Source organism: Pseudomonas sp. L5B5, assembly GCF_020520285.1.
Lineage (GTDB): Bacteria > Pseudomonadota > Gammaproteobacteria > Pseudomonadales > Pseudomonadaceae > Aquipseudomonas.
This window is the reverse complement of record NZ_CP084742.1, coordinates 6,092,918-6,117,543: the sequence shown is the minus strand read 5'-3', so window position 1 is coordinate 6,117,543 and position 24,626 is coordinate 6,092,918. Positions and strand designations below refer to the sequence as shown.

Below are 24,626 nucleotides of genomic sequence, written 5' to 3'. Positions count from 1 at the left end.
TGGGAATTCAAGCACTAAGCACAGAAAGCCGGATAAAACTCAAGGCGCTCGAACCTGCTGCAAATGCCCATAGAGCTTGGCATAGAGCCCGCCATCGGCAATCAGTTGCTGATGGTCGCCATCTTCGGCGATCTGTCCGCCATCGAAGACCAATACCCGGTCCGCCTGTTTCACCGCCGACAGGCGATGAGCAATGATCAGCGTAGTCCGGCCACGCAAGAATCGCGTCAAGGCCTGGTGCAGGTTGTATTCGGTGGCCGCATCCAGGGCGGATGTGGCTTCATCGAGAATCACCACCTTGGGTTCGGCCAGGACCATCCGTGCGATCGCCAGGCGCTGGCGCTGGCCGCCGGACAGGCGCACCCCGGAACGACCGACCACGGTATCGAGCCCCTGGGGCAAGGCCCTTATCGTGGCATCCAGCTGGGCGATTTCCAGTGCTTGCCAGCAAGCCGTGTCGCTGCGCTCGCGCCCCATGGTCAGGTTGGCCCGCACGGTATCGTTGAACAACGCCGGATGCTGCAGTACCACGGCGACGTTTTCGCGCACGGTTTCCAGGCCGATCGCCTGCTGCGTCGAACCGCCAAAACGGATACTGCCGGTCTGCGGGGTGTAAAGGCCCAGCAGCAATTGCACCAGGGTGCTCTTGCCGCCGCCGCTGGCACCGACGATCGCCACCTTTTCTCCCGGGGCGATGGACAGGTTCATGTTGTCCAGGACCCGCTCGTCGCCATAACCGAAGCTCAAGCCCTGCACCTCGATGCCAACCGTCTCGCGCCCCTGGAAGGGATCCACACCCCCCGGGTATTGCGGCTCGTCGGCTCGCGCCAGCAGCTCGTTGATCCGGGTCAGCGCCCCCCCTGCGGCGTAATAGGCGTACTGCAGGTTCAGCAACTGCTCCACCGGACCGATCATGAACCACAGGTAGCTGAACACTGCCAGCATCTGGCCAATAGACAGATCGGACAGCAGTACGGTGAGCATTGCCGCGGCGCGAAAGATGTCGATGCCGAACTGGAACAAGAGCCCGCTGGCACGGCCCGAGGCATCGCTTTTCCACTGCGAGGCGACGGCGTAGTCCCGCACTTCCTCGGCTCGCCGTCCCAGGCGGCCGAGAAAATAGCCCTGGCGGTTGCCGGCGCGGACCTCCTGGATGGCTTCCAGGGTCTCGGTCAAAGCCTGGGTAAAGCGCGAGGTGCTGTCGTTCTCCAGTTTTTTTAGGTGCTTGACCCGCTTGCCCAACTGCACCGTGGCAAAGATCACCAGAGGATTGAACAGCAGGATCAGCAAGGCCAGCTTCCAGTGCATCCACATCAGGATCCCGGCCGTGCCCACCAGTGTCAGCATGGCCACCAGGAAACGACTCAGGGTTTCACCGACGAACTTGTCCACCGTGTCCAGATCGGTCACCAGGTGAGCACTGATGGTGCCGCCCCCGAGGCTTTCATACTCGCCCAGGGAAATGCGCTTGAGCCGCTCGATCAGGCGAATGCGGATGCGGTAGACGATGTCCTTGGCCAGGCTGGCGAACAGCCGGGCCTGGACCACGTTGAACACCAGGGCAGCGCAACGCAGGATCAGAGTCGCCAGCAGCATCAGGCCGATATAACCGGGCGCGCTGTGCCAGGCACTCGGCAGAAAGCGCTGCATCACCAGCAACGCAGCATCGCCATGCCCCAGCAGCACTTCATCCACCAGCAACGGCAATAGCAGCGGGATCGGCACACTGCACAGGGTCGCCAGCACAGCCACGCCGTTGGCGATCCACAGTGACTTGCGGTGTTGCAGGGCCAGGCGGCGGATCTGCGCCCAGCTCAGACGATCGACGGTTTTGCCGCTGGCACCTGGATCGACCGGCTCAGGCACAGGCAGCACGCTCCAGCCAGCGACCCAGCAGTGGCGACAGCTCCTCCAGTGGCTGGTAACCGTTGGTCAGCAGAGCCAGCTGGCCATTGCGCTCAGCCAGCAAGGTGGGGAACCCGGCAATCCCCAGGTCCTGGACCCAGGTGAAGTCCGCCGCGGTGGCCGCATGCTGTTCGGCCCGGTCGAAGGCCTCGGCAAATTCGATGCGCGGTACTCCGGCCTGCTCTGCCAGTTCCACCAGCACGCTGGCCAGGGTCACGTCCCGGCCTTCGACGTAGAACGCCCGCTGGATCAGTCCCAGCAGCTTCCACGCGCAATCTGCCGCCAGGCCACGCGCCGTGACGATGGCCCGGCAGGCCGGCTCGGTGTCATAGACGAATCCATCGGGCAGAGCCTGGTCGAACCTGAACGGCTGGCCGGTGGCCTGGTGCACCGCCTGCCAGTGTTCGAGGATATAGCGCCGGGTGCTGGGCTCCAGCGCCGCACCACTGCCGGTGCGCAGGCCGCCCACCACCAGGTGCAGCTCGACACCGGCGGCCTGGGCCTGCTCAACCAGGGCCTGGGCCACGGGAGCGAACCCCCAGCACCACGAACACATCGGGTCCATCACATAGAGCAGGCGGGCAGACATGACTCAGGCCTCGTTGGATGCTTGCTTGTAGTTGTAGCCAATCGGGTGCGGCTGGTTGCGGGCCTTGGCCAACTCGATCTGCTTCTGCCGGTCGACGGCGCTGCGGCGAGTCTTCTCGCTCAGCGTGTCCCAGCAATGCGGGCAGCTGATACCCGGCACATAGTGCTCGGAGGTACGCTCCTCGACGCTCACCGGAGTACGGCAGGCATGACATTGATCGTAGTCGCCTTCGGTCAGGTCGTGGCGCACGGTGACCCGGTTGTCGAACACGAAGCAGTCGCCCTGCCACTTGCTCTCCTGCTGCGGTACTTCCTCGAGGTACTTGAGAATCCCGCCCTTGAGGTGGAACACCTCGTCGAAGCCCTCGCTGAGCATGTAGCTCGAAGCCTTCTCGCAGCGGATGCCGCCGGTGCAGAACATCGCCACCTTTTTGTGCTTGCTGGGGTCGAAGTTGGCCTTGATGTAGTCCGGAAACTCACGGAACGTGGTGGTCTTCGGGTCGATGGCCCCTTCGAAGGTACCAATGGACACTTCGTAATCGTTGCGAGTATCGATCAGCAGTACTTCCGGATCGCTGATCAGGGCGTTCCAGTCCTGGGGCTCGACATAAGTCCCGACCTTCTTGTTCGGGTCCACGCCGGGCACGCCCAGGGTGACGATCTCTTTCTTGAGCTTGACCTTGGTGCGGTAGAACGGCTGCTCGTCGCAGTAGGATTCCTTGTGATCGATATCCACCATGCGCGGATCGCTCTTGAGCCAGGCCAGCAGCCCGTCGATGCCTTCGCGGCTACCGGAAACCGTGCCGTTGATGCCTTCGTCGGCGATCAGCAGGGTGCCCTTGATGCCGTTGTCGAGCATGGCCTGCAGCAAAGGCTCGCGCAGGCTGACGTAATCTTCGAGGGTGACGAACTTGTACAGTGCCGCCACGACGATGGGTTGAGTCATGGGTAATCTCCAGGTGGCTACCCTCGCAAAGGGTGAACCGGATGCAAAAAAAAACGCGCCGGCTAAGCGGCGCGTTGCGGATTCTATCAAAAAAACCGCGATTAATGCTTGCTGCCCCCGGCGCACGTCGGCGAAGCCGGAGCCACGCCAATCTTCGACCATTCCTCGGGCGTATAAGTGTGCAACGCCAAGGCATGGAACTGGCCCATCAGCTCACCCAGGGTGGCGTAGACCTTCTGATGGCGCTTGACGCTGTTGAGGCCGGCGAACTGCTCGCTGACCAGCACTGCCTTGAAGTGGGTTTCCTGGCCACGGCTATGCATGTGGCTTTCATCCAGCACCTGCAGATGCTCGGGCTGCAGCCCTTCCAGCGCCGTTTCGATCCGTTGCTGCATGGTCATCACGGGCTCCGCTTACTTCTTCTTCGCCGGAGCAGCCTTGGGCTCGAGCTCGGCGGTCATGTCGGCCAACAGCTTGTTCACCACTGGCACTGCGCTTTCCAGCTTGCCCTGGGTCATCTGCGCCGACTGCTGGGTCAGCTGCGGCATTTTTTCCAGGACTTTCTTGCCCAGGGGCGACTGGTAGAACGCCACCAGTTCCTTGAGCTCCGATTCACTGAAATTGCTGGTGTAGAGCTTGACCATGTCCGGTTTCAGCTTGTTCCAGCCAATGGCCTGGTCCAGGGCAGCATTGGCCTTGGCCTGGTAGGTTTCCAGCAATGCGCGCTTGGATTCCGGAGCCTTGGTCTGCTCGAACCGCTGGGCGAACATCTGCTGCACTTGCATATAGACCGGGGTACCGAGCTTGTCGGCATGGGCCAGGGTCAGGAAAGCCTCGGCACTGGCGTTGTGGCTGGCGGTATCGGCAAGCACCTGGCCGCTGGCACACACCAGAACAACCGCGGTACAGAGGGCACGAAGACGGGTCATCGAGTTTCCTTATCTAGCAGGCGAGGTAAAACCCCAAGGGCGCTCATTCTGCGCCTATTGTTCCGCGTCCCTCAACCCCACCCGGATTTGCCCGGCCCAATGGCACGGATACACCCGGCCAAGGGAACCCGAGCCGCGGATCAGGGCCTAAACTGGCCAGTAGACTAGGAGGATTGCCACGATGAATCGAATCGAAACTGACAGCCTGGGCCAGGTTGAAGTCCCGCAGGAAGCCTACTGGGGCGCACAGACCCAACGCTCGCTGGTCAACTTCGCCATCGGTACCGAACGCATGCCGCTACCGGTCCTGCATGCCTTGGCGCTGATCAAGAAGGCCGCAGCGCGGGTCAACAACCGCAACGGCGATCTGCCCGCGGACATCGCCCGACTGATCGAGCAGGCCGCCGACGAAGTGCTGGCCGGCGAACACGACGACCAGTTCCCGCTGGTGGTCTGGCAAACCGGCAGCGGCACCCAGAGCAACATGAACGTCAACGAAGTGCTGGCCGGGCGCGCCAATGAGCTGGCGGGCAATCCCCGGGGCGGCAAGGCGCCCGTGCACCCCAACGATCACGTCAACCGCTCCCAGAGCTCCAACGACTGCTTCCCCACAGCCATGCACATCGCGACCGCCCAGGCCGTGCAATTGCAGCTGCTGCCGGCGATCGCCGAGCTGTCCGGCGGGCTGGCAGAGCTGTCGGCCCGGCACATGAAACTGGTGAAGACCGGTCGCACCCACATGATGGATGCGACGCCGATCACCTTCGGCCAGGAAGTCTCGGCCTTCATCGCCCAATTGAGCTACGCCGAGCGGGCGATCCGCAGTGCCCTGCCCGCGGTGTGCGAGCTGGCCCAGGGCGGTACCGCCGTGGGCACCGGGCTCAACTCGCCCCACGGTTTCGGCGAAGCCATCGCCGCCGAACTGGCCGCCCTGGCAGGCCTGCCGTTCGTCACCGCGCCCAACAAGTTCGCTGCCCTGGCAGGCCATGAGCCACTGACCACCCTGTCCGGAGCGCTGAAGACCCTGGCGGTATGCCTGATGAAGATCGCCAACGACCTGCGCCTCCTGGGTTCCGGTCCCCGGGCCGGACTGGCGGAAGTCAAGCTGCCGGCCAACGAGCCGGGCAGTTCGATCATGCCCGGAAAGGTCAACCCGACCCAGTGCGAAGCCTTGTCGATGCTGGCCTGCCAGGTCATGGGCAACGACACCACCATCGGTTTTGCTGCCAGCCAGGGTCATCTGCAACTGAACGTGTTCAAGCCGGTGATCATTCACAACCTGCTGCAATCGATCCGCCTGCTGGCCGACGGCTGCAGCAACTTCCACCAACACTGCATCGCCGGCCTGGAACCCGACCCGGTGCAGATGGCCGCCCACCTGGAGCGCGGCCTGATGCTGGTGACCGCGCTCAATACCCATATCGGCTATGACAAGGCCGCCGAAATCGCCAAGAAGGCCTATGCCGAGAATCTGACCCTGCGCGAGGCGGCGCTGGAACTGGGCTACCTGGACGATGCGCAATTCGACGCCTGGGTCCGCCCGGAGAACATGCTCGAGGCCGGCAAACAGGGCTGAGCAGATACAGGGGCAGCCAGCCAGTCGCCCCTGCATCACTGCCCGCCGGCGCGCCGACGCCGGGCTCGCAACCCTTCGATCAGCGACGGCCCCAGGGCCGTCAGCGCCGACCCCAGCACCACCAGCAGCGCACCGCCATAACCCAGGCCGTTGATCTGTTCCGCGTGCACGTACTCCGGCCACATCCAAGCCGCCCAGGCCACGGCGGCAAAGGTCACCAGCGGCGTGATGGCCAGGGTCGCGCTGACCCGCGACGCCTCCCAATGGGCCAGGGCCTCGGCAAAGGCGCCGTAGGCCACCAGGGTGTTCAGGCAGCAGGCCAGCAACAGCCAGCCCTGCAACGGACCCAGCTGCAAGGCCTCGAGCGGATGGACCCAAGGCGTGAGCAGCAAGGCGCAGGACAGGTAGATCACCATCATCACCTGCAAGGAATTCCACACGCTCAGCAGCTGCTTCTGGCCCAGGGCATAGAAGGTCCAGACCGCCGACGCCGCCAGCACGATGAGCACGCCAGCGGTGTAGTCGCCCAGGGAGGTCAGCAGCTCGGCCAGGCGCTGGTTGAAGAACAGCCCGAACCCCACCAGCAGCACCAACAAACCCAAGCCCTGCCCCAGGCTGAAGCGCTCCTTGAACACCAGCACACTGGCGATCAGCAGCAGGATCGGCCCCATCTGCACCACCAATTGCGCGGTGCCGGGGCTCAGCAGGTTCAGGCCCATCAGGTACAGCACGTAGTTACCCACCAGGCCGGCCACCGACAGCGGCAGCAGCCAGGCACCCCGTGGCCCGAGCAGGCGCCAGTCGGGCAGGCGCCGGACCGCCGCCAGGTAGACCAGCAGGCAACCGCCGGACACCAGCAGGCGGAACCAGGTCACCGTGACCGGATCCATCACCAGCAGCACTTGCTTGAGCTTGATGGGCAGGATGCCCCACAACAACGAGGTCACTAACGCGAGGAACAGGCCATAGGCCCAACGACCGGACGAAACGTGCATGCCAACCCCACAAGACCTGCCAGCGACGCGCCCATTCTAGGGCCCGGGCACGGGGCGACACAGAGACCGTCGACGGCCGAGCGCAAACAGGATGGTCCAGGTCGCAAACACACAAGCCGGCCCGCGGGAGCCGGCTTGCCAGACCCCACGCGACGCTAGCGCACCGCCTCGAATAGCCCGGTCGCCCCCATCCCGCCGCCCACGCACATCGTGACGATGCCGTAGCGCAGGTTGCGCCTCTGCAACTCACGCACCAGGTGCCCCACCTGGCGCGAACCGGTCATGCCATAGGGGTGGCCGATGGCAATCGAACCGCCGTTGACGTTGTACTTGGCGTTATCGATCTCCAGGCGCTCGCGGGCATACAAGCACTGGGAAGCAAAGGCTTCGTTGAGTTCCCACAGGTCGATGTCGGCCACTGTCAGCCCCTTGGCCTTGAGCAGCCTGGGCACCGAGAACACCGGGCCGATGCCCATCTCGTCCGGCTCGCAACCGGCCACGGTGAAACCACGGAAGAACGCCTTGGGCTTGAGCCCCAGGGCCAGGGCCCGCTCCAGGCTCATCACCAGGGTCATCGAGGCGCCATCGGACAGCTGCGAGGAGTTGCCGGCAGTGACCGAACCGTCCTCGGCGAACACCGGCTTGAGCGCCGCCAGGTTCTCCAGGGTAGTGTCCGGCCGATTGCAGTCGTCACGGTCCACCACCGCGTCCAGGATCTGCACCTGCCCGGTGTTCTTGTCCTCGACCTTGTACTTGACCGTCATCGGCACGATCTCGTCGCTGAACAGGCCCGCCGCCTGGGCCTGGGCGGTACGTTGCTGGCTCTGCAGGGAATACAGGTCCTGGCTCTGGCGACTCACGTTGTAGCGCCGGGCCACCACCTCGGCGGTCTGCCCCATGGGGAAATAGATGCCCGGCACCTGCTCCTTGAGCAACGGGTTGATCAGGTTGTCGGTATTGACGCTCTTCATGGTCAGGCTGATGGACTCGACACCACCGGCGACGATGATATCGCTGCAACCCGAGGCGATCTGGTTGGCGGCGATCGCGATTGCCTGCAGGCCCGAAGAACAGAAACGATTGAGGGTCATGCCGGCGGTCCCAGTGCCCAGGGCCGAAAGCACGGCGACATTGCGCCCGATGTTGAAACCCTGGGCCCCTTCGTTGGAACCGGCGCCGACGATGCAATCCTCGACGCTGGCCGGGTCGATGCCATTGCGCGCCAGCAGCGCATTGACACAGTGGGCGGCCATGTCATCCGGACGAGTCTGGTTGAACTTGCCGCGAAAGGACTTGGCCAGGCCAGTCCGCACGCTGTCGACGATCACCACTTCACGCATGACGCTCTCCTTGTTGTAGCAGGCTGCAAGAGCGTCGAGCTTAGATCCGCGCCCCTGGGGGCGCGACGATCATTCATTGGGCGTATGCGCGGCCATCGATCTACTTCTTGTGTTTCTTGTCGTGCCGGTCGCTGCGCTCGAAGGCCTCTTCCAGGGTCCGGTTGATGGTGCGCAAGACCTTGACCCGGGCCCAGCGCTTGTCGTTGGCCTCCACCAGGGTCCAGGGCGCCACCTCGGTGCTGGTACGGTCGACCATGTCGCCCACGGCAGCGCGGTAGTCGTCCCACTTGTCACGGTTGCGCCAGTCGTCCTCGGTGATCTTGAAGCGCTTGAAGGGGATCTCCTCCCGAGCCTGGAAACGCTCCAGCTGGGTGTCCTTGTCGATGGCCAGCCAGAACTTCACCACGATCACCCGGGCATCGGCCAACTGCTCCTCGAAGTCGTTGATCTCGCTGTAGGCCCGCAGCCAGTCGGCCGGGCTGCAAAAACCCTCGACCCGCTCCACCAGTACCCGGCCGTACCAGGAGCGATCGAAGACCGTGAACTTGCCCCGTGCCGGGATCTGCCGCCAGAAGCGCCACAGGTAGGGCTGCGCCCGTTCGTCTTCGGAAGGCGCGGCGATCGGCACAATGCTGTACTGGCGCGGGTCCAGCGCCGCCGCGACCCGGCGGATGGCCCCGCCCTTGCCCGCCGCATCGTTGCCCTCGAACACCGCCACCAGGGCATGCTTGCGCATGCGCTTGTCGCGCAGCAGGCCGGCCAGGCGCGCCTGCTCGGTGATCAACTGCTCCTCGTAGTCGTCCTTGTCCAGGCGCTGGGTCATGTCCAGGCTGTCCAGCAGGCTGAACTGGTCCACCGCCGGCGGCAACGGCGCCGCATTGACCTGGGCCGGCTTGAGCGGCATGCGCGCCAGGGCGCTCTGCAACCCCTCCAGGAGGATCCGGCCCACCGTGAGACTGCGGTAGTGCGGGTCAACGCCCTCGATCACATGCCAGGGCGCATAGTCGCGACTGGTGCGGCGCAGCACCCGCTCGCCGTACTTGACGAACTTGTCGTAGGTCTCTGATTGCTGCCAGTCCAGCGGGCTGATGCGCCAGCTGTGCAGTGGGTCGTCCTGCAGGGCCTTGAGCCGGGCCTTCATCTGCTTCTTGGACAGGTGGAACCAGAACTTGAAGATCAGCGCGCCCTCGTCGCAAAGCATCTTCTCCAGGCGCTCGGCGCCATTGATCGCCTGGTCCAGGCGCGGGTCCTTGATCTGCCCGTGCACCCGCCCCTGGAGCATCTGGCTGTACCAGTTGCCGAAGAACACGCCCATGCGCCCCTTGGCCGGGAGCATCCGCCAGTAGCGCCAGGCCGGCGGCCGCGACAGCTCTTCATCGGTCTGCTGGTCGAAGGTGCGCACTTCGATCAGGCGCGGGTCCATCCATTCGTTGAGCAGCTTGACCGTCTCGCCCTTGCCCGCCCCTTCCACGCCGTTAATCAGCACGATCACCGGAAACTTGGCCTTCTGGCGCAGCTCGAACTGCGCCTCCAGCAAGGCTTCGCGCAAGGCTGGCACTTCGGCGTCGTAGGTTTCTTTGTCGATGGCGTGACCGATTTCAGCGGATTCGAACATGGGCGGCTCCCTTCCAAGAATTTTCCAAGACTAGCGGATGGACCTCGGCCAGGGAAAACAAATCCGGAAGCACCCACGGCTTGCCATGGATCAAGCGCCAGCCCGGTGATCGGCTAGAATGGCCGCCTTGCGCCACACGAGCCGAACATGACAGCAGAACTGCCCCACGCCCAGCTCGACTGGGACGACCAAGGACGCCCGCGCTCGCGGGTCTTCGACGATGTGTATTTCTCCAGCGAATCGGGCCTGGATGAAACCCGTCACGTGTTCCTCGAACAGAACCGCCTGGGCGAGCGCTTCACGGCCCTGGCCGCCGGCGAACGCTTTGTCATCGGCGAGACCGGTTTCGGCACCGGGCTGAACTTCCTCTGCGCCTGGCAGCTGTTCCGCCAGCAAGCACCGGCCGACGCACGCCTGCATTTCGTCAGCGTCGAAAAATACCCCCTGAGTCATGCCGATCTGCAGCGAGCCCTGGCCCTGTGGCCGGAACTGGCCGACCTGACCCAACCGTTGCTGGCGCAGTACGTGGCGATCCACGGTGGCTTCCAGCGCCTGGTTCTGGAGGGCGGCCGGGTCACCCTGACCCTGTTGATCGGCGATGCCCTGGAGCAACTGCCGCAGCTGGACGCGCAGATCGACGCCTGGTTCCTCGACGGCTTCGCCCCGGCGAAGAACCCCGACATGTGGACCCCCGAGCTGTTCGCCGAACTGGCCCGCCTGGCGGCGCCCGGCTCCAGCATCAGTACCTTCACCAGCACCGGCTGGGTGCGCCGCCTGTTGAACGCCGCGGGCTTCAAGATGAAGCGCACGCCGGGCATCGGCCACAAATGGGAAGTGCTGCGCGGCGAATTCCTCGGCTGGCCCGAAGAGGCACCGGCACCCGCCAGGGCCAGGCCCTGGTTCGCCCGCCCGCCCCAACCGGACAAGACCGCCCTGGTGATCGGCGGCGGCCTGGCGGGTTGCGCCAGTGCCGCCAGCCTGGCGTCCCGTGGCTGGCAGGTGCAGTTGCTCGAACGCCACGGGCAACTGGCCCAGGAGGCGTCGGGCAACCCCCAGGGCGTGCTGTACTTGAAGTTGTCGGCCCATGGCACGGCGCTGTCGCAGATGATCCTCAGCGGCTTCGGTTACACCCGGCGCCAGCTAGAGCACCTGCAACGCGGCCTGGACTGGGACGGCTGCGGCGTACTGCAACTGGCGTTCAACGCCAAGGAAGCCGAGCGCCAGGCACAACTGGCCACGGCCTTCCCCCACGACTTGCTACATATTCTGGATCGGGAGCAAGCCCAGGCCCGCGCCGGCATCGGCCTGGAGCATGGCGGCCTGTTCTTCCCCGAAGGCGGTTGGGTCCATCCCCCGGCGCTGTGCCAATGGCAAGCCGGGCATTCGGGCATCCAGCTCCTGCCCCATCGGCATGTGCTGGAACTGCGTCGGGTCGGCCAGCAATGGCAAGCCTGGGACGGCGAACAGATGCTGGCCAGCGCCGCCGTGGCCATCCTCGCCGGCGCCGCCGAGATCAGGCAGTTTCCCGCCAGCGCCGATTTGCCCCTCAAGCGTATCCGCGGGCAGATCACCCGCCTGCCACAGACGGCGCAGAGCCGGGCCCTGGCCACGGTGGTCTGCGCCGAAGGTTATGTGGCCCCACCGCGCCTGGGGGAGCACACCCTGGGTGCGAGTTTCGACTTCAACAGCCAGGACCTGAATCCGACCACGGCCGAGCACGCGGGCAACCTGGAAATGCTGCGGGAAATCTCCAGCGACCTGTTGCAACGCCTGGACGCCGAACACCTGCCAGTGGACAGCCTGCAAGGCCGCGCGGCCTTTCGCTGCACCAGCCCGGACTACCTGCCCATCGTCGGCCCGCTGGCGGACGCCACGGCCTTCGCCGACACCTATGCGGCCCTGGGCAAGGACGCCCGGCAAGTACCAGACCTGCCCTGCCCCTGGCTCGAAGGCCTGTACATCAACAGTGGCCATGGCTCACGCGGCCTGATCACCGCTCCTTTGTCAGGCGAGCTGCTGGCCGCCTGGCTGGAAAACGAACCCCTGCCACTGCCTCGAAGCGTGGCCGAAGCCTGCCATCCGAACCGTTTTGCCCTGCGCCGGCTGATTCGCGGCAAGGCCTGAGCCAATCCACGGAGCCGTTGTCGTCAGCGGCTCCCCTTGCGGCACTAGCGGGTCGCGTCGGGCAGGCTGGGCACTGTTGCAGATTGAGAAAATTTATCTTTAAGCCGTAGGAAATGAACTTCAAACAGGTAATACGAGGCTATTGAAACAATATAAGCCAGCATCAACGAGCACAGCACCGTGACTGGGTAAGACAGAATACTGGGATACTTCAACGCTGCCTTCTCCATGACAATGAACAAGACAAAGTGCCAGACATACAAGCCGTAGCTGATTTTCCCGGTAAACGCGAAAACCCGAAACTCCATGAACCTGGCAAGCAACTTGCCCTTGTCATTAGCGAGAAGCCAAACCGGCAGCCCGAAAACAAAAGCAAGTGCGGTAAACATGTATGGCGCGTAACGTACCCAATCCTGTGGATTCCAGAAGGCATCGAGCCCTAGTTTGCTTATGGAATACATCAACAGGGCACAACCGACGACAAAGAGGGAATACACGATCCGCGCGCCGAAATGACCGATGCTGAAAAAGGCAATGAGCGCACCGTAGGCCATCATGTCCAGGCAACTGAGCAGTGTTACGTTTGCCATGTATACATTGTCGGACATGGCAACGATCAGATACCTGGAAATGGGTGCAACCACGATCAGCAGGGCGCAAACCCAGACAAGGCTCCTGCGCCCGAGAAAATAAATGATAAATGGCCATATCAGGTAAAACTGCTCTTCCACGGCAAGCGACCATGTATGAGCCACCATTCCCGGAATATTGCCTGCTTCGAACAGTTGCCTGCCGATATGATAATTCTGCAGATACACCAGGTACCACGCATACCCTTCAGTCGGACGATTGAGTGCCAGCAAGAAGATAAAGTTGACGAGGATGTAGGCATAGAACAAAGGAAATATTCGCAACGTGCGCTTAAGGTAAAACACCCGTAAATACTCGGAAAGCCTTGCATCACGCCCCTCGATCAAGATCCTTGTTATCAGAAAACCCGACAGCACGAAAAAAAGAGGAACCCCGGACCATCCGAGCGAAAAACCGGGAATTTTCAAATGAAAGAACATGACCAGCAAAATGGCCACTCCCCGCACGCCATCCAGCGCTGGAATATGCTTGATCTCACCGTGTGCCTGCATTCAGTCACCATTTCAGTTGACGAAAAACCGTTTTTTCATCGACTTGACCCTGACGGGCACAGCCTCGATCCATCGACAATCGACATATCGAGCATTTCCGCGACCTTTCCATCACAGGCCCAACAGCCTGGACATCATTGCAGACCCCGAACGAAGCCAGGGTTATCAGCGCGGATGTCGAATGACCCGATAGCCTAGCTGGAAAAATGCGTCCTGCTGCTGCCCCGGAACATGGTCGAGGCCTGCCGTCCGAAGCGCTTCGCCCTGTGCCGGCTGATTCGCGGCAAGGCCTGGAGCAGAGCCCCGGTTGCCGCTTGTCCGGTTAGCTGATGGTGATTCCGAGTCCTATGCAAACCCGGCTGGGGGTTGAACGGAGCCAGCTACTTATAACTTATCGATCTAAAACTCCCCAGTTATGCATAGGTCAGTTTCCAGGTAGCCGTCATTTTGACGGCGACGGATTGACTCCTCCCCAACGGAAAAACCGGTAAGGACTTATGTGCGGATTAGCTGGAGAACTACGTTTCGATCATCAACCTGCCGACCTTGCGGCAGTTGAACGCATCACCCACCACCTGGCCCCCCGCGGCCCCGACGCCTGGGGCTTCCATAGCCAGGGCCCGATCGCCCTCGGCCACCGGCGCCTGAAGATCATGGACCTGTCGGACGGCTCGGCACAGCCCATGGTCGATAATCAGCTGGGGTTGTCCCTGGCGTTCAACGGCGCGATCTACAACTTCCCCGAGCTGCGCGCCGAACTGGAAGCCAAGGGTTATGCCTTCTACTCCGGCGGCGACACCGAAGTGCTGCTCAAGGGCTACCACGCCTGGGGCGCGGACCTTCTGCCCAAGCTCAACGGCATGTTCGCCTTCGCCATCTGGGAGCGCGACAGCCAACGCCTGTTCCTGGCCCGCGATCGCCTGGGGGTCAAGCCCCTGTACCTGTCGCGCACCGGCCAGCGCTTGCGCTTCGCCTCGGCCCTGCCAGCCCTGCTCAAGGGTGGCGACATCGATCCGCTGCTCGACCCGGTGGCGCTCAACCACTACCTGAACTTCCATGCCGTGGTCCCCGCACCACGGACCCTGCTGGCCGGTATAGAAAAACTGCCCCCGGCCACCTGGATGCGCATCGAGGCCGACGGCCGCACCGAGCAGCAGACCTGGTGGACCCTGCCCTACGGTCCCCATGCCGACGAAGCCAACCTGACTCTGGAAGACTGGCGTGACCGGGTGCTGGACAGCACTCGCGCAGCGGTCGCCATCCGCCAACGGGCGGCGGTGGACGTCGGCGTGCTGCTGTCAGGTGGGGTCGACTCCAGCCTGCTGGTGGGCTTGCTGCGTGAAGTCGGGGTGGACGATCTGTCGACCTTTTCCATCGGTTTCCAGGACGCTGGCGGCGAACGGGGCGACGAGTTCCAGTATTCCGACCTGATCGCCCGCCACTACGGCACCCGCCATCATCAGTTGCGGATCGCCGAGCACGAGATCATCGAACAGTTGCCGGCGGCCTTTCGCGCCATGAGCGAGCCGATGGTCAGCCATGACTGCATCGCCTTCTACCTGCTGTCCCGGGAAGTGGCCAAGCACTGCAAGGTGGTGCAGAGCGGCCAGGGCGCCGACGAACTGTTCGCCGGCTACCACTGGTATCCACAGGTGGACGGCGCCAGCGATCCATACGCAGCCTACCGCGACGCCTTCTTCGACCGCAGCTACGACGACTACGCCGCCACCGTGCAACCGCAATGGCTGACCGCCAACGATGCCGCCGGCGATTTCGTCCGCGAGCATTTTGCCCGGCCCGGGGCCGAGGCCGCCGTGGACAAGGCCCTGCGCCTGGACAGCACGGTGATGCTGGTGGACGACCCGGTCAAGCGGGTGGACAACATGACCATGGCCTGGGGCCTGGAAGCCCGTACGCCGTTTCTCGACTACCGCCTGGTGGAGCTGTCGGCCCGGGTGCCGGCGCGCTTCAAGCTGCCCGACGGCGGCAAGCAGGTACTCAAGGAGGCCGCACGCCTGGTGATTCCCAGTGAGGTCATCGACCGCAAGAAGGGCTACTTCCCGGTGCCGGGACTCAAGCACCTGGAGGGCAAGACCCTGGATTGGGTCCGCGAACTGCTGCTGGACCCGAGCCAGGATCGCGGCCTGTTCAACCCCGCCATGCTCGACCGCCTGCTGACCGACCCCCAGGGCCAACTGACACCGCTGCGCGGCTCCAAGCTGTGGCAGCTGGCCGCATTGAACCTGTGGCTCAGCGAACAAGGAATCTGACCGATGAAAGCTCACGCCACGGCTTACAGCCAACGCCTGCTGCGCGGCCAGGCGCCGTCCTATGAACGCCTGCAGGCACGCTTTGCCGAAGACGGCAGCGAACCCGGCCGCGAGCCGATCGCCGTGCATTGCGGCTGGGGCCGCTTGCTGATCGGCCATACCTTTCCCGACCCCGCCAGCCTGGCCGAGGAGTTGCTCAACGAGCGCCCTGGCGAGCGCGATATCGCTCTCTATGTGGCGGCCCCGCAACAGGTGCTGGGGCTGGAGCCGGCGCAGTTGTTCCTCGACCCCTCCGACACCCTGCGCCTGTGGTTCAGCGACTACCGCCAGGCGACCCGGGTGTTTCGCGGTTTTCGCATCCGTCGCGCCCAGAGCGAGGCCGACTGGCACGCCATCAACCAGCTGTACCTGGCACGGGGCATGTTGCCCATCGACCCGCAGTTGCTGACCCCGCGCCACCAGGGCGGGCCGGTCTACTGGCTGGCCGAGGACGAAGACAGTGGCGCGGTGATCGGCAGCGTCATGGGCCTCAATCACCACAAGGCCTACCAGGATCCGGAACACGGCAGCAGCCTCTGGTGCCTGGCGGTGGACCCCGACTGCAGCCGGCCGGGCGTCGGCGAGGTACTGGTGCGCCACCTCATCGAACACTTCATGAGCCGCGGCCTGAGCTACCTCGACCTGTCGGTGCTGCATGACAACCGCCAGGCCAAGAACCTCTACGCCAAGCTGGGATTTCGCACCCTCTCGACCTTCGCCATCAAGCGCAAGAACGGCATCAACCAGCCACTGTTTCTTGGCCCCGGGCCCCAGGCGGAATTCAACCCCTACGCCCGGATCATCGTCGAGGAAGCCCATCGCCGGGGCATCGACGTGCAAGTCGATGATGCCGACGCCGGGCTGTTCACCCTCAGCCACGGCGGGCGCCGAGTGCGTTGCCGCGAATCCCTGAGTGACCTGACCAGCGCCATCAGCATGACCCTGTGCCAGGACAAGAGCCTGACCCACAAGGTGCTCAAGGGCGCCGGCCTGAACCTGCCGGCCCAGCGCCTGGCAGGCAATGCCGACGACAACCTGGAGTTTCTCGACGAGCACCAGCGTGTGGTGGTCAAGCCCCTGGACGGTGAACAGGGCCACGGGGTAGCCGTAGACCTGCGCAGTATCGAAGACGTGCAACAGGCCATCGAGCACGCCCGCAAGTTCGACAGCCGGGTGCTGCTTGAAAGTTTCCACGAAGGCCTGGACCTGCGGATTCTGGTCATCGGTTTCGAGGTGGTGGCCGCGGCCATCCGACGCCCCGCCCAGATCATCGGCGATGGCCAGCACTCCATCGGTGCGCTGATCGAGGCCCGCAGCCGCCGACGCCAGGCCGCCACCGGTGGCGAGAGCCGCATACCACTGGACCACGAGACCCAGCGCACCCTGCACGCCGCCGGCTACGACTACAACAGCGTGCTGGAGCCGGGCGAACTGCTGTGCGTGCGGCGTACTGCCAACCTGCACACCGGTGGCACCCTGGAAGACGTTACCGGCATCCTCCATCCGCAGTTGGCCGAGGCGGCCGTACGCGCGGCCCGGGCCCTGGACATCCCCATGGTCGGCCTGGACCTGCTGGTGCCGGCGGCGGACCAGCCAGAGTACGTATTCATCGAGGCCAACGAACGTGCCGGGCTGGCCAACCATGAACCGCAACCGACGGCCGAACGATTCGTCGACCTGCTGTTCCCCCTCAGCCAGCCGACCCCTTGAGTGATCAGGCGCGGCGGCGCCAGCGAGCGCCGCGCCCCTGCTTCGCCCCATCGCTGAGCGCTTTTTGTCAGGAGTATCCATGACTCGCAAGATTGCCGAACCGGACCTCGCCTACCTGCAGAAGGTCCTCCTGGAAATGCTCGCCATTCCCAGTCCCACCGGTTTCACCGATACCATCGTGCGTTATGTCGCCGAGCGCCTGGAGGAGCTGGGCATTCCCTTCGAATTGACCCGGCGCGGCACCATCCGCGCCACCCTCAAGGGCCAGCAGAACAGCCCCGACCGGGCTGTCTCGGCGCACCTGGACACCATCGGCGCCAGCGTGCGCGCGGTGAAGGACAATGGCCGCCTGACCCTGGCTCCAGTGGGCTGCTGGTCCAGCCGTTTTGCCGAGGGCAGCCGAGTCAGCCTGTTCACCGACAACGGCGTGCTGCGCGGCAGCGTGTTGCCACTGATGGCCTCCGGGCATGCCTTCAATACTGCGGTGGACGAGCTGCCCATCAGTTGGGACCACATCGAACTGCGCCTGGATGCCTATTGCACCACGCGGGCCGACTGCGAATCCCTGGGTATTGGCGTGGGCGACTTCGTGGCGTTCGACCCCTTGCCGGAGTTCACCGAAAGCGGCCACATCAGTGCCCGACACCTGGATGACAAGGCCGGGGTCGCGGCTCTTCTGGCAGCGCTCAAGGCCATCGTCGACAGCGGCGAACCCCTGATGATCGACTGCCATCCGCTGTTCACCATCACCGAGGAAACCGGGAGTGGCGCCGCAGCGGCACTGCCCTGGGACGTCAGCGAATTCGTCGGCATCGATATCGCTCCGGTCGCGCCGGGCCAGCACTCCAGCGAGCACGCGGTCAGCGTGGCGATGCAGGATTCCGGCGGCCCCTATGACTATCACCTGTCCCGCCACCTGCTGCGCCTGGCCGGGGAGCACGAGTTGCCGGTGCGCCGTGATTTGTTCCGCTACTACTTCAGCGATGCCCACTCGGCAGTCACTGCCGGCCACGACATCCGCACCGCGCTGCTGGCCTTCGGCTGCGACGCCACCCACGGCTATGAGCGCACCCACATCGACAGCCTGGCCGCGCTGGCTCGCCTGCTGAGCGCCTACATTCTCAGCCCTCCGGTATTTGCAAGCGATGCGAAACCGGCCCAGGGCTCCCTCGACCGCTTCAGTCACCAGCTCGAGCACGACGCGCAGATGGAAAGCGACACCCGGGTGCCTTCGGTGGATAGCCTGGTGGGCAACCGCTCCTGAAGCGCATCGACAGCTTTGTGCCGGCCGTGGCTGGCGGGCGGCTGCCCGGCGCAGTAGCATTCGGGATTGTTTGCCGGAGGCCTCCATGCTGATTCCCCACGACCGACTTGAAGTCGACACCCTGACCCGCCTGATCGAAGACTTCGTCACCCGCGAGGGCACCGACAACGGCGATGAAACCCCGCTGGAAACCCGGGTCCTGCGGGTCCGTCAGGCCCTGGGCAAGGGTCAGGCGGTCATCGTCTTCGATCCTGACAGCGAACAATGCCAGCTGATGCTCAAGCACGACGTGCCCAAGGAGCTGTTCGACTGAACAAGCCGCCGGCCCAGCCCCGGGCCGGTTTTTTCAAGACGCGCTGAACCGTGGGCCGAACAGGATCACGCTCGCGCCGATCACGCACAGCGCCAACCCCAGCCAGTCCGAGCCCAGGGGACGAACCCGCTCCACCACAGCCAGCCAGCCAATCGAAGCAACGATGTAGATGCCACCGTAGGCGGCATAGGCGCGCCCGGCGTAAACCGCCTCGACCTTGGTCAGCAACAGGGCAAACAGGGTCAGGCTGATCAGTGCGGGAATCACCCACAAGGCACTCTTGCCCTGGCGCAACCACATCCAGAAGGCATAGCAACCGAAGATTTCGAACAGCGCGGCGAAAAAGAACCACAGATAGTTGAGCATGCAAGGTCTCGTCAGGATTGCCAGATGCCGGCAACCCTAACGAGGCCTCCGCCGGTGGGCAAGCTCAGCTGGCGTTCTGCCTGGTCTTGGCCCGCATCTTGTCGGCCATCAGGGTCATCTCGTCATACAGCGCCTGCGGGTTCTTCTGCTTCAGGGCCCAGGCTGCGCGACCCTGCTCATGGGGCAGGATCATGAACTGGCCGGCCTGTACCTGCTGGTGGATGTAATCGGCGATCTGGGTGGCATTGATCGGCGAGCTTTCCAGCAACTTGCCCACCTGGGCCTTCATGGCCGGGGTCGGGCCCCGGAAGGAATCCAGCAGGTTGGTCTGGAAGAACGACGGGCAGACCACATGCACGGCGATCTCCTGTTGCGCCAGCTCGACCAGCAGGCTTTCCGAAAGCGCCACCACACCCGCCTTGGCCACGTTGTAGTTACTCATGGCCGGTCCCTGCATCAAGGCGGCCATTGAGGCGATGTTGATGATCCGCCCCTTGCTCTGCTCCAGCAGCGGCAGGAACGCCTTGCAACCCTTGACCACACCCATCAGGTTGATTGCGATCTGCCAGTCCCAATCCTCCAGGGACAACTCGCTGAAGAAGCCGCCGGAGGCGACCCCAGCGTTATTGACGATGATGTCGATACCGCCGAACTTGAGCTCGCAAGCCTGGGCGAATGCGGTCAACTGGCTGTAGTCGCGCACATCGCAGCGCTGCACGAAACCATCGCCACCGGCTTCGCGAACCATCCTCAGGGTTTCCTGCAAGCCCGCCTCGTTGACGTCGGACAAAGCCAGCCGCCAGCCGTCGCGCGCCCAGCGCAAAGCGATTTCACGCCCCAGGCCGGAGCCGGCGCCAGTGATCATCATGCGATTCTGCATAGGAGTTGCCTTGTGGTTCCGGGAAAGATGAGCGCCAGTGTAGCGAAGGCCCCGACGGCCCCCACGCACCATCAGGGTGCTGAATGCCCCAGGCAAACCGGGGCCTCGGTGCGGCTTGCAGGCAAGTCGCCCGGCCTCGTACCCGGAGCCTTGCCTTGCAGTTGGCGACGAAATCGACCGCCAGTCCAAAAGACTGGAAAAACTTGGAGTCATCTTCCAACACACGCAGTCGGAATGATTAAGCGGTTCGGATCAGTGCATGCGAACCGGTGGCGTCATCTCGATCATCCAACAAGGAAAAACGACATGGGCACAATCCTGATCATTATTCTGATTCTCCTGCTGATCGGCGGTCTCCCGGTATTCCCGCACTCCAGAAGCTGGGGTTACGGTCCGTCCGGCATCATCGGCGTGGTGTTGGTGGTCTTGCTGGTCCTGCTCTTGCTGGGTCGGATCTAGTCGCCAGGGCCTTGTAGCAGGCAAAAAAAGAGGCCCGATGGGCCTCTTCTTCTGCTGCACGCACTATCAATCCGGCGTGCCGTGCTCCACACCTGCGGTGTTGTCCAGCAGGCTCTTGGTCGCGGTCTGCAGGAAGGCTTCGAGCTTGTGCTTCAACTCGGCGGTACGCGGTGCGTCCGGCACGACTTCAGCGCGTGGATTGGCCCCCAGTTCGTACTGGTAGATCCGCGGCGCCATTTCCTTCTCCTTGGGCAATACCAGGATCTGGTCGGCGGTGATGATGGCCGTGGTCTGCTCGCTGCCCGAGGGCTTGATCACACCGAAACCGGTGTCGCCTGCCGGCAGGTTGAGCAGGTCACGTCCCCAGCACTGGTGACGCACTTCGCCACCCAGGCGCCCCATGATGGTCGGCACGATGTCGACCTGGGTACCCACGGTGTGGTTGCGCTGGCCGAACTTCTCCTGGATGCCCGGTGCAATCATCAGCATCGGCACGTTGAAGCGGCCCAGGTCCATTTCGGTGATCTGGCGCTCGTTGCCGAACCCGTGGTCACCCACGATTACGAACAGGGTCTGCTTGAAGTACGGCTCCTTGCGCGCCTTCTCGAAGAACTGGCCCAGGGCCCAGTCGGAATAGCGCATGGCAGTCAGGTGTTCGTTCAGGCTGCCGCGGTCGGTCACCTTCTCCACCGGCAACGGCGTCGGCAAGGCGTACGGCGTGTGGTTGGACAGGGTCTGCAGCAAGGCATAGAACGGCTTGCCGTTTTCCCGCGCCTTCAGCTCCTGCAAGCCACGCTCGAACATGTCCTGGTCGGACACGCCCCAAGTCGGATCGGAAAACACCGGGTCGACGAAATCGTTACGGCCAACGAAGTTGGTCATGCCCTGGTTGCTGAAGAAACCCGACTGGTTGTCCCAGGCGAAATCGCCGTTGTAGACATACACATCGTCATACTTGCGGGCGCTGAGCACCTGCGGCAGACCGGACAGTTTGTGGCTGCCTTCCGGCGTCTGCATCAGGTACTCGAAACCCGGCAGGTTGGGGAAGCAGGCCATGGTCGCGAACATGCCCTGGTGGGTATGGGTGCCATTGGAGAAGAAGCGGTCGAACAGCAAGCCTTCCTTGGACAGCTGGTCCAGGTACGGCGTGATGTTGCCCGGGCCGCCCAGGGCGCCCACCGAGTGACCGGCCATGCTTTCCATGAGGATCACGACCACGTTCTTGATCGGCAGGGTCTTGTCGGCCGGCGGCATGTAGTCGCGGCGCACGGCAGCGATATCGGCGTCCACCAGCTTGTCGTCCGGCATCACCAGCAAATCACGCACCACCTGCTGTGCTTCGGGCTGCGGCAGGGTGGCTTTCCAGATGTTGCCGCGATCCTCGCCCATCCGGCTCTTGGCGGCCTCGATCAGTGACAGGGTGCCATTGAGGCCCAGTTGGTTGGCGAAGTTCGAGTCGGTGGTATAGACATCACCCCAACGCATCGGCGGGCCCTGGCGCAGGGTGCCACGGATGGCCACGACGCAGATCACCAGGCAGACCACGAAGACCGCCAGGCGGGCATACCAGGGAGCGATCGGACGCACTCCGACGTTGCCGCCGGTAAAGGGGCCACGGGGACGGGTGGCCCGATCCGCGCCCTTGAACGCCAGGCTCAGGAGCCAGGTGCCCACGATCCAGGCCAGGATGTAGCGCACTACCGGGAAGCCGTACCAGAGCATGCTCATCACGGTCTTCGGGTCTTCCTTGACGTACTGGAAAACCAGTCCGTTGAGGCGCTGGTGGAATTCGCGGTAGAAGTCCATCTCCATCAGGCCCAGGAACAGCGCGATGCTGGAGGTCAGCGTCAGCCAGAAGCGCAGCAGCCCGCGTGCGGCCATGGCCCGGACACTGAACAGCGCCAGCACCAGCGGCACGCTGATGTAGGTCACCAGCCGCAGGTCGAAACGCAGGCCATTGGCAAACGCCTCGAGGAAGGTCGAGGCCGGCGTATCGAGGATCATCTCGCGGTTGTAGACCAGCAGCGCAACGCGCAACAGGGTGAACATCACCATCATGACCAGCACACAGAGGAGCGTGTAGGCCAGATGGGATTTGACGGTCGGTTGCAGCAGGCGATTCGAGGATCGCTGCTGGCTCAGGGCATCCGAGTTTGCCATGTCGTTTTGGGACCCATTGGAAGTTTAAGTTGCAAGGATGAAGCGGCGTTCAGCCCTCTTGTTGCCGCCAGGGCGACGGGGAATACGCAGTGCGCAGATGTTGCACGATCACTGGAGGCATTGCCATTGATTAGTAGGCGGTGTCGCCAACACCTTGCCAGGGCTCTGGCACAAGAGATTGCAGGGAAAAACACCGAAAAAAAGCGCCGGCGAATTGTCTTAGAGCGATTGTGAAAATTTCGTTCAACGCATGTTTAGTCACAAAAAAAGAGCCTACAGACTAATGCCAGTCAGTTAAGCGAGGTGATCACCTGTAGGAGCAGCCGGTCGACGCTCGATTGCTCGCGATGGTCGTTAGCGGTAGCGCGCATTCACTGGATAAACGCAGCGCTCTGAAACCCATCGCGGGCAAGCCTCGCTCCTACAATTTCCTCAACTGTTCGGCATTAGGCCTGTTGGCCCTTTTTTGGTGAGCATCCTGCCGGGTCGGCTCAGAGGCGGACATTCCCCCGGGGACCGGCAATGGCCCAGATGATCAACCCGAGCACTGGCAGCAGGATGATCAGCAGCACCCAGAGAATCTTCATGCCAGTCTCGGCGCCGCTCTTGAGGACGTTGATGATGGCCCAGATATCCAGGGCCAGGATGATCAGGCCAACCAGGCCATTGAAGGTGGAACCCATGATGTCGCTCCCGAATGATGATGTGCCTTCTCTAGGATAGCCGGGCGCCACCAGGGTTCCGCTGCACCGTCATGGCCGTGGCGCTTCAGACGTGCACGGCAATCTTCAGCGCTTCCAGGGCCGGAGCCGCGGCGATGCCCACTTCGGCACACAACTCCAGCACCCGCGGTACATCGTCACCGTAGACCAGCACCATCTGCAGCTCATCGTCCAGCAGCTGGCTGAAGTTCACCAGCACATAACCGCCGTTCTCCGGGCTCATGCTGCCCATCTGGATCTGAATCCGGTTCAGGGCAGTCAAGGCTTCGGTCTTGGCCAGTTGCTTGGGCTTGATGTTGAACGGCACGTCCTGGCCAAAGGACCCGATGATCTGGGTGAGCAATTCAACGTAGGTGTCGGCCTGGAACAGCACGGTATCGGGCAGGCTGCCGACCACCACCCATTCACCCAGGGGGATGGGGAAGCTGTCGTCGTAGTTGACATCGGGGTTGGCGGCCAGGAAAGCCTCGGGATCGGCGTAGGCCTGGGTCGCTTCGTCGGCGATCCGCTGGATCTCGGCATCGCCCATGCAGCCCGAGCTGATTTTAGTGATGAGTTCGATTAGGGCGGTTTTCATGGGCGCATCCTGGAGGCAAGGAAATTTCGAGGGCGCGAAGGATAGCCTAAAGTCCGTGGCTGGTCCCGTCGCAGCGACGAGGGCCTGATGCCCTCGTCCTGCGCGCCTCAGACCAGGAGTTTTTCCAGTTGCGCAGTGGTGTCCACCGCGCCCATGGTCCTGGCCGCCTCCAGGGCGCTGACGCCGTTGGCGTCGCGAGCCTTGGGGTCGGCCCCCTGGCTGATCAGGTAGGTGACGATCTCGGTCCGGTTGAACATGGCGGCCATCATCAGCGCAGTGCGCCCGTCGAAAGAGGCGCCCTCGACTTGCGCGCCGCCCTCCACCAGCGCCTTGACCACGGCCAGGTCGCCCTTGAACGCGGCCCCGGCAATCGGGCTCTGGCCATTGTCGTTGCGAATCTCGGGGTCGGCCTTGTGCTTGAGCAGCACCTGTACAGCCTCCACGTGCCCGTAGTAGGCAGCCAGCATCAGCAAGGTATCGCCCTTGTGGCTGCGCAAATTGATCGGCAGGCCACCGTCGGCCAGCCTGTCGAGCATCTGGGCATCACCCTGGCGGGCCACGTTGAACACCTGCTCGACAAACTGGGCGGCCTCGTCTTCTGTCATCTGGCGGCTTTTGTCGGTCATCGGAAACTCCAGGTTCGGCAAATCGGAAAGCCGCTAGTTTCCCCAAGCCGGCCATCCGCTGTCACCCCCTTTTTCCCAAG

22 protein-coding genes are annotated in these 24,626 nt (G+C 63.4%); 7 read left to right on the top strand and 15 right to left on the bottom strand.

The features are described 5' to 3' along the window. Positions 1-39 precede the first annotated feature (39 nt). The 5 genes from LGQ10_RS28250 to LGQ10_RS28230 all read right to left on the bottom strand — a co-directional run bounded on the left by LGQ10_RS28250 (position 40) and on the right by LGQ10_RS28230 (position 4,368). Positions 40-1,866 (bottom strand): ABC transporter ATP-binding protein, encoded by a 1,827-nt coding sequence (locus tag LGQ10_RS28250; protein ID WP_226523849.1) that lies wholly within the window; start codon positions 1,864-1,866, stop codon positions 40-42. Beyond that, positions 1,859-2,461 carry a DsbA family protein gene (locus LGQ10_RS28245; RefSeq protein ID WP_226526216.1) on the bottom strand — a complete coding sequence of 201 codons (603 nt, stop codon included), beginning with the start codon at positions 2,459-2,461 and terminating at the stop codon, positions 1,859-1,861. The genes LGQ10_RS28250 and LGQ10_RS28245 overlap by 8 nt, the downstream gene beginning before the upstream one ends. Positions 2,462-2,497: 36 nt before the next feature. Next, positions 2,498-3,439 (bottom strand): rhodanese-related sulfurtransferase, encoded by a 942-nt coding sequence (locus LGQ10_RS28240; RefSeq protein ID WP_058434149.1) that lies wholly within the window; start codon positions 3,437-3,439, stop codon positions 2,498-2,500. Positions 3,440-3,540: 101 nt separating this feature from the next. After that, positions 3,541-3,840 (bottom strand): BolA family protein, encoded by a 300-nt coding sequence (locus LGQ10_RS28235; protein WP_058434150.1) that lies wholly within the window; start codon positions 3,838-3,840, stop codon positions 3,541-3,543. 12 nt (positions 3,841-3,852) lie between these two features. Continuing rightward, positions 3,853-4,368, bottom strand: coding sequence for a DUF2059 domain-containing protein (locus LGQ10_RS28230; protein WP_058434151.1), 516 nt, complete (start codon positions 4,366-4,368; stop codon positions 3,853-3,855). A 181-nt stretch (positions 4,369-4,549) separates the two neighbouring features. Between LGQ10_RS28230 and LGQ10_RS28225 the strand changes: the two genes are divergently transcribed. After that, complete coding sequence (locus tag LGQ10_RS28225) at positions 4,550-5,944, top strand: class II fumarate hydratase (protein WP_058434152.1); 1,395 nt, start codon at positions 4,550-4,552, stop codon at positions 5,942-5,944. Between the two features lie 35 nt (positions 5,945-5,979). Here the strand turns inward: LGQ10_RS28225 and LGQ10_RS28220 are convergent, their stop codons facing one another. The 3 genes from LGQ10_RS28220 to pap form a co-directional block, all read right to left on the bottom strand. Further along, positions 5,980-6,939 (bottom strand): DMT family transporter, encoded by a 960-nt coding sequence (locus LGQ10_RS28220; protein WP_226523848.1) that lies wholly within the window; start codon positions 6,937-6,939, stop codon positions 5,980-5,982. Between the two features lie 155 nt (positions 6,940-7,094). Beyond that, positions 7,095-8,279 (bottom strand): thiolase family protein, encoded by a 1,185-nt coding sequence (locus LGQ10_RS28215; protein ID WP_058434154.1) that lies wholly within the window; start codon positions 8,277-8,279, stop codon positions 7,095-7,097. 100 nt (positions 8,280-8,379) lie between these two features. Then, the gene (gene pap / locus LGQ10_RS28210; protein WP_058434155.1) at positions 8,380-9,894 is read right to left on the bottom strand and encodes a polyphosphate:AMP phosphotransferase; all 1,515 of its coding nucleotides are present in this window, start codon (positions 9,892-9,894) and stop codon (positions 8,380-8,382) included. Between the two features lie 147 nt (positions 9,895-10,041). Here pap and mnmC point away from each other — a divergent pair, with 147 nt between their 5' ends. Beyond that, the gene (mnmC, locus tag LGQ10_RS28205) at positions 10,042-12,018 is read left to right on the top strand and encodes a bifunctional tRNA (5-methylaminomethyl-2-thiouridine)(34)-methyltransferase MnmD/FAD-dependent 5-carboxymethylaminomethyl-2-thiouridine(34) oxidoreductase MnmC (RefSeq protein WP_226523847.1); all 1,977 of its coding nucleotides are present in this window, start codon (positions 10,042-10,044) and stop codon (positions 12,016-12,018) included. Positions 12,019-12,062: 44 nt separating this feature from the next. On the opposite strand, the gene LGQ10_RS28200 is transcribed toward mnmC, so the two are convergent. Continuing rightward, the gene (locus tag LGQ10_RS28200) at positions 12,063-13,160 is read right to left on the bottom strand and encodes an acyltransferase family protein (protein WP_226523846.1); all 1,098 of its coding nucleotides are present in this window, start codon (positions 13,158-13,160) and stop codon (positions 12,063-12,065) included. Between the two features lie 497 nt (positions 13,161-13,657). Between LGQ10_RS28200 and LGQ10_RS28195 the strand changes: the two genes are divergently transcribed. From LGQ10_RS28195 to LGQ10_RS28180, 4 genes are all read left to right on the top strand, one after another. Then, positions 13,658-15,430 carry an N-acetylglutaminylglutamine amidotransferase gene (locus LGQ10_RS28195; protein WP_226523845.1) on the top strand — a complete coding sequence of 591 codons (1,773 nt, stop codon included), beginning with the start codon at positions 13,658-13,660 and terminating at the stop codon, positions 15,428-15,430. Between the two features lie 3 nt (positions 15,431-15,433). Next, positions 15,434-17,179: an N-acetylglutaminylglutamine synthetase gene (gene ngg / locus LGQ10_RS28190; protein WP_058433789.1), complete on the top strand. Its 1,746-nt coding sequence runs from the start codon at positions 15,434-15,436 to the stop codon at positions 17,177-17,179. Between the two features lie 79 nt (positions 17,180-17,258). Continuing rightward, positions 17,259-18,443: an osmoprotectant NAGGN system M42 family peptidase gene (locus LGQ10_RS28185; RefSeq protein ID WP_058433790.1), complete on the top strand. Its 1,185-nt coding sequence runs from the start codon at positions 17,259-17,261 to the stop codon at positions 18,441-18,443. 85 nt (positions 18,444-18,528) lie between these two features. After that, the gene (locus tag LGQ10_RS28180; protein ID WP_022640145.1) at positions 18,529-18,756 is read left to right on the top strand and encodes a YheU family protein; all 228 of its coding nucleotides are present in this window, start codon (positions 18,529-18,531) and stop codon (positions 18,754-18,756) included. Positions 18,757-18,789: 33 nt separating this feature from the next. Here LGQ10_RS28180 and LGQ10_RS28175 read toward each other — a convergent pair whose 3' ends face one another. Together LGQ10_RS28175 and LGQ10_RS28170 are read right to left on the bottom strand one after the other, a co-directional pair. Beyond that, positions 18,790-19,122 carry a YnfA family protein gene (locus tag LGQ10_RS28175; RefSeq protein WP_058433791.1) on the bottom strand — a complete coding sequence of 111 codons (333 nt, stop codon included), beginning with the start codon at positions 19,120-19,122 and terminating at the stop codon, positions 18,790-18,792. A 64-nt stretch (positions 19,123-19,186) separates the two neighbouring features. Next, on the bottom strand, positions 19,187-20,002 hold the full coding sequence (locus LGQ10_RS28170) for an SDR family oxidoreductase (RefSeq protein WP_226523844.1): 816 nt from the start codon (positions 20,000-20,002) through the stop codon (positions 19,187-19,189). 306 nt (positions 20,003-20,308) lie between these two features. Here LGQ10_RS28170 and LGQ10_RS28165 point away from each other — a divergent pair, with 306 nt between their 5' ends. Continuing rightward, entirely contained in the window at positions 20,309-20,461 is a 153-nt protein-coding gene (locus tag LGQ10_RS28165) for a DUF3309 family protein (RefSeq protein WP_003226960.1), read from the top strand. Positions 20,462-20,527: 66 nt separating this feature from the next. Here the strand turns inward: LGQ10_RS28165 and LGQ10_RS28160 are convergent, their stop codons facing one another. The 4 genes from LGQ10_RS28160 to LGQ10_RS28145 all read right to left on the bottom strand — a co-directional run bounded on the left by LGQ10_RS28160 (position 20,528) and on the right by LGQ10_RS28145 (position 24,546). After that, on the bottom strand, positions 20,528-22,621 hold the full coding sequence (locus LGQ10_RS28160; protein ID WP_226523843.1) for an LTA synthase family protein: 2,094 nt from the start codon (positions 22,619-22,621) through the stop codon (positions 20,528-20,530). A 491-nt stretch (positions 22,622-23,112) separates the two neighbouring features. Further along, a complete protein-coding gene (locus LGQ10_RS28155) occupies positions 23,113-23,304 on the bottom strand; it encodes a PLDc N-terminal domain-containing protein (protein WP_011062611.1) in 192 nt (63 codons plus the stop codon). 85 nt (positions 23,305-23,389) lie between these two features. Next, positions 23,390-23,920, bottom strand: a complete 531-nt coding sequence (locus LGQ10_RS28150; RefSeq protein WP_058436776.1) for a hypothetical protein — start codon at positions 23,918-23,920, stop codon at positions 23,390-23,392. A gap of 107 nt (positions 23,921-24,027) precedes the next feature. Continuing rightward, positions 24,028-24,546, bottom strand: a complete 519-nt coding sequence (locus LGQ10_RS28145; protein WP_226523842.1) for an ankyrin repeat domain-containing protein — start codon at positions 24,544-24,546, stop codon at positions 24,028-24,030. Positions 24,547-24,626 lie beyond the last annotated feature (80 nt).

What these genes read in the sequence shown, in the direction of transcription:
- LGQ10_RS28245 (WP_226526216.1), bottom strand. Translation starts at nt 2,461, where the DNA reads ATGTGTTCGTGGTGCTGGGGGTTCGCTCCCGTGGCCCAGGCCCTGGTT.
- LGQ10_RS28240 (WP_058434149.1), bottom strand. Translation starts at nt 3,439, where the DNA reads ATGACTCAACCCATCGTCGTGGCGGCACTGTACAAGTTCGTCACCCTC.
- LGQ10_RS28235 (WP_058434150.1), bottom strand. Translation starts at nt 3,840, where the DNA reads ATGACCATGCAGCAACGGATCGAAACGGCGCTGGAAGGGCTGCAGCCC.
- LGQ10_RS28230 (WP_058434151.1), bottom strand. Translation starts at nt 4,368, where the DNA reads ATGACCCGTCTTCGTGCCCTCTGTACCGCGGTTGTTCTGGTGTGTGCC.
- LGQ10_RS28225 (WP_058434152.1), top strand. Translation starts at nt 4,550, where the DNA reads ATGAATCGAATCGAAACTGACAGCCTGGGCCAGGTTGAAGTCCCGCAG.
- LGQ10_RS28220 (WP_226523848.1), bottom strand. Translation starts at nt 6,939, where the DNA reads ATGCACGTTTCGTCCGGTCGTTGGGCCTATGGCCTGTTCCTCGCGTTA.
- LGQ10_RS28215 (WP_058434154.1), bottom strand. Translation starts at nt 8,279, where the DNA reads ATGCGTGAAGTGGTGATCGTCGACAGCGTGCGGACTGGCCTGGCCAAG.
- pap (WP_058434155.1), bottom strand. Translation starts at nt 9,894, where the DNA reads ATGTTCGAATCCGCTGAAATCGGTCACGCCATCGACAAAGAAACCTAC.
- mnmC (WP_226523847.1), top strand. Translation starts at nt 10,042, where the DNA reads ATGACAGCAGAACTGCCCCACGCCCAGCTCGACTGGGACGACCAAGGA.
- LGQ10_RS28200 (WP_226523846.1), bottom strand. Translation starts at nt 13,160, where the DNA reads ATGCAGGCACACGGTGAGATCAAGCATATTCCAGCGCTGGATGGCGTG.
- LGQ10_RS28195 (WP_226523845.1), top strand. Translation starts at nt 13,658, where the DNA reads ATGTGCGGATTAGCTGGAGAACTACGTTTCGATCATCAACCTGCCGAC.
- ngg (WP_058433789.1), top strand. Translation starts at nt 15,434, where the DNA reads ATGAAAGCTCACGCCACGGCTTACAGCCAACGCCTGCTGCGCGGCCAG.
- LGQ10_RS28185 (WP_058433790.1), top strand. Translation starts at nt 17,259, where the DNA reads ATGACTCGCAAGATTGCCGAACCGGACCTCGCCTACCTGCAGAAGGTC.
- LGQ10_RS28180 (WP_022640145.1), top strand. Translation starts at nt 18,529, where the DNA reads ATGCTGATTCCCCACGACCGACTTGAAGTCGACACCCTGACCCGCCTG.
- LGQ10_RS28175 (WP_058433791.1), bottom strand. Translation starts at nt 19,122, where the DNA reads ATGCTCAACTATCTGTGGTTCTTTTTCGCCGCGCTGTTCGAAATCTTC.
- LGQ10_RS28170 (WP_226523844.1), bottom strand. Translation starts at nt 20,002, where the DNA reads ATGCAGAATCGCATGATGATCACTGGCGCCGGCTCCGGCCTGGGGCGT.
- LGQ10_RS28165 (WP_003226960.1), top strand. Translation starts at nt 20,309, where the DNA reads ATGGGCACAATCCTGATCATTATTCTGATTCTCCTGCTGATCGGCGGT.
- LGQ10_RS28160 (WP_226523843.1), bottom strand. Translation starts at nt 22,621, where the DNA reads ATGGCAAACTCGGATGCCCTGAGCCAGCAGCGATCCTCGAATCGCCTG.
- LGQ10_RS28155 (WP_011062611.1), bottom strand. Translation starts at nt 23,304, where the DNA reads ATGGGTTCCACCTTCAATGGCCTGGTTGGCCTGATCATCCTGGCCCTG.
- LGQ10_RS28150 (WP_058436776.1), bottom strand. Translation starts at nt 23,920, where the DNA reads ATGAAAACCGCCCTAATCGAACTCATCACTAAAATCAGCTCGGGCTGC.
- LGQ10_RS28145 (WP_226523842.1), bottom strand. Translation starts at nt 24,546, where the DNA reads ATGACCGACAAAAGCCGCCAGATGACAGAAGACGAGGCCGCCCAGTTT.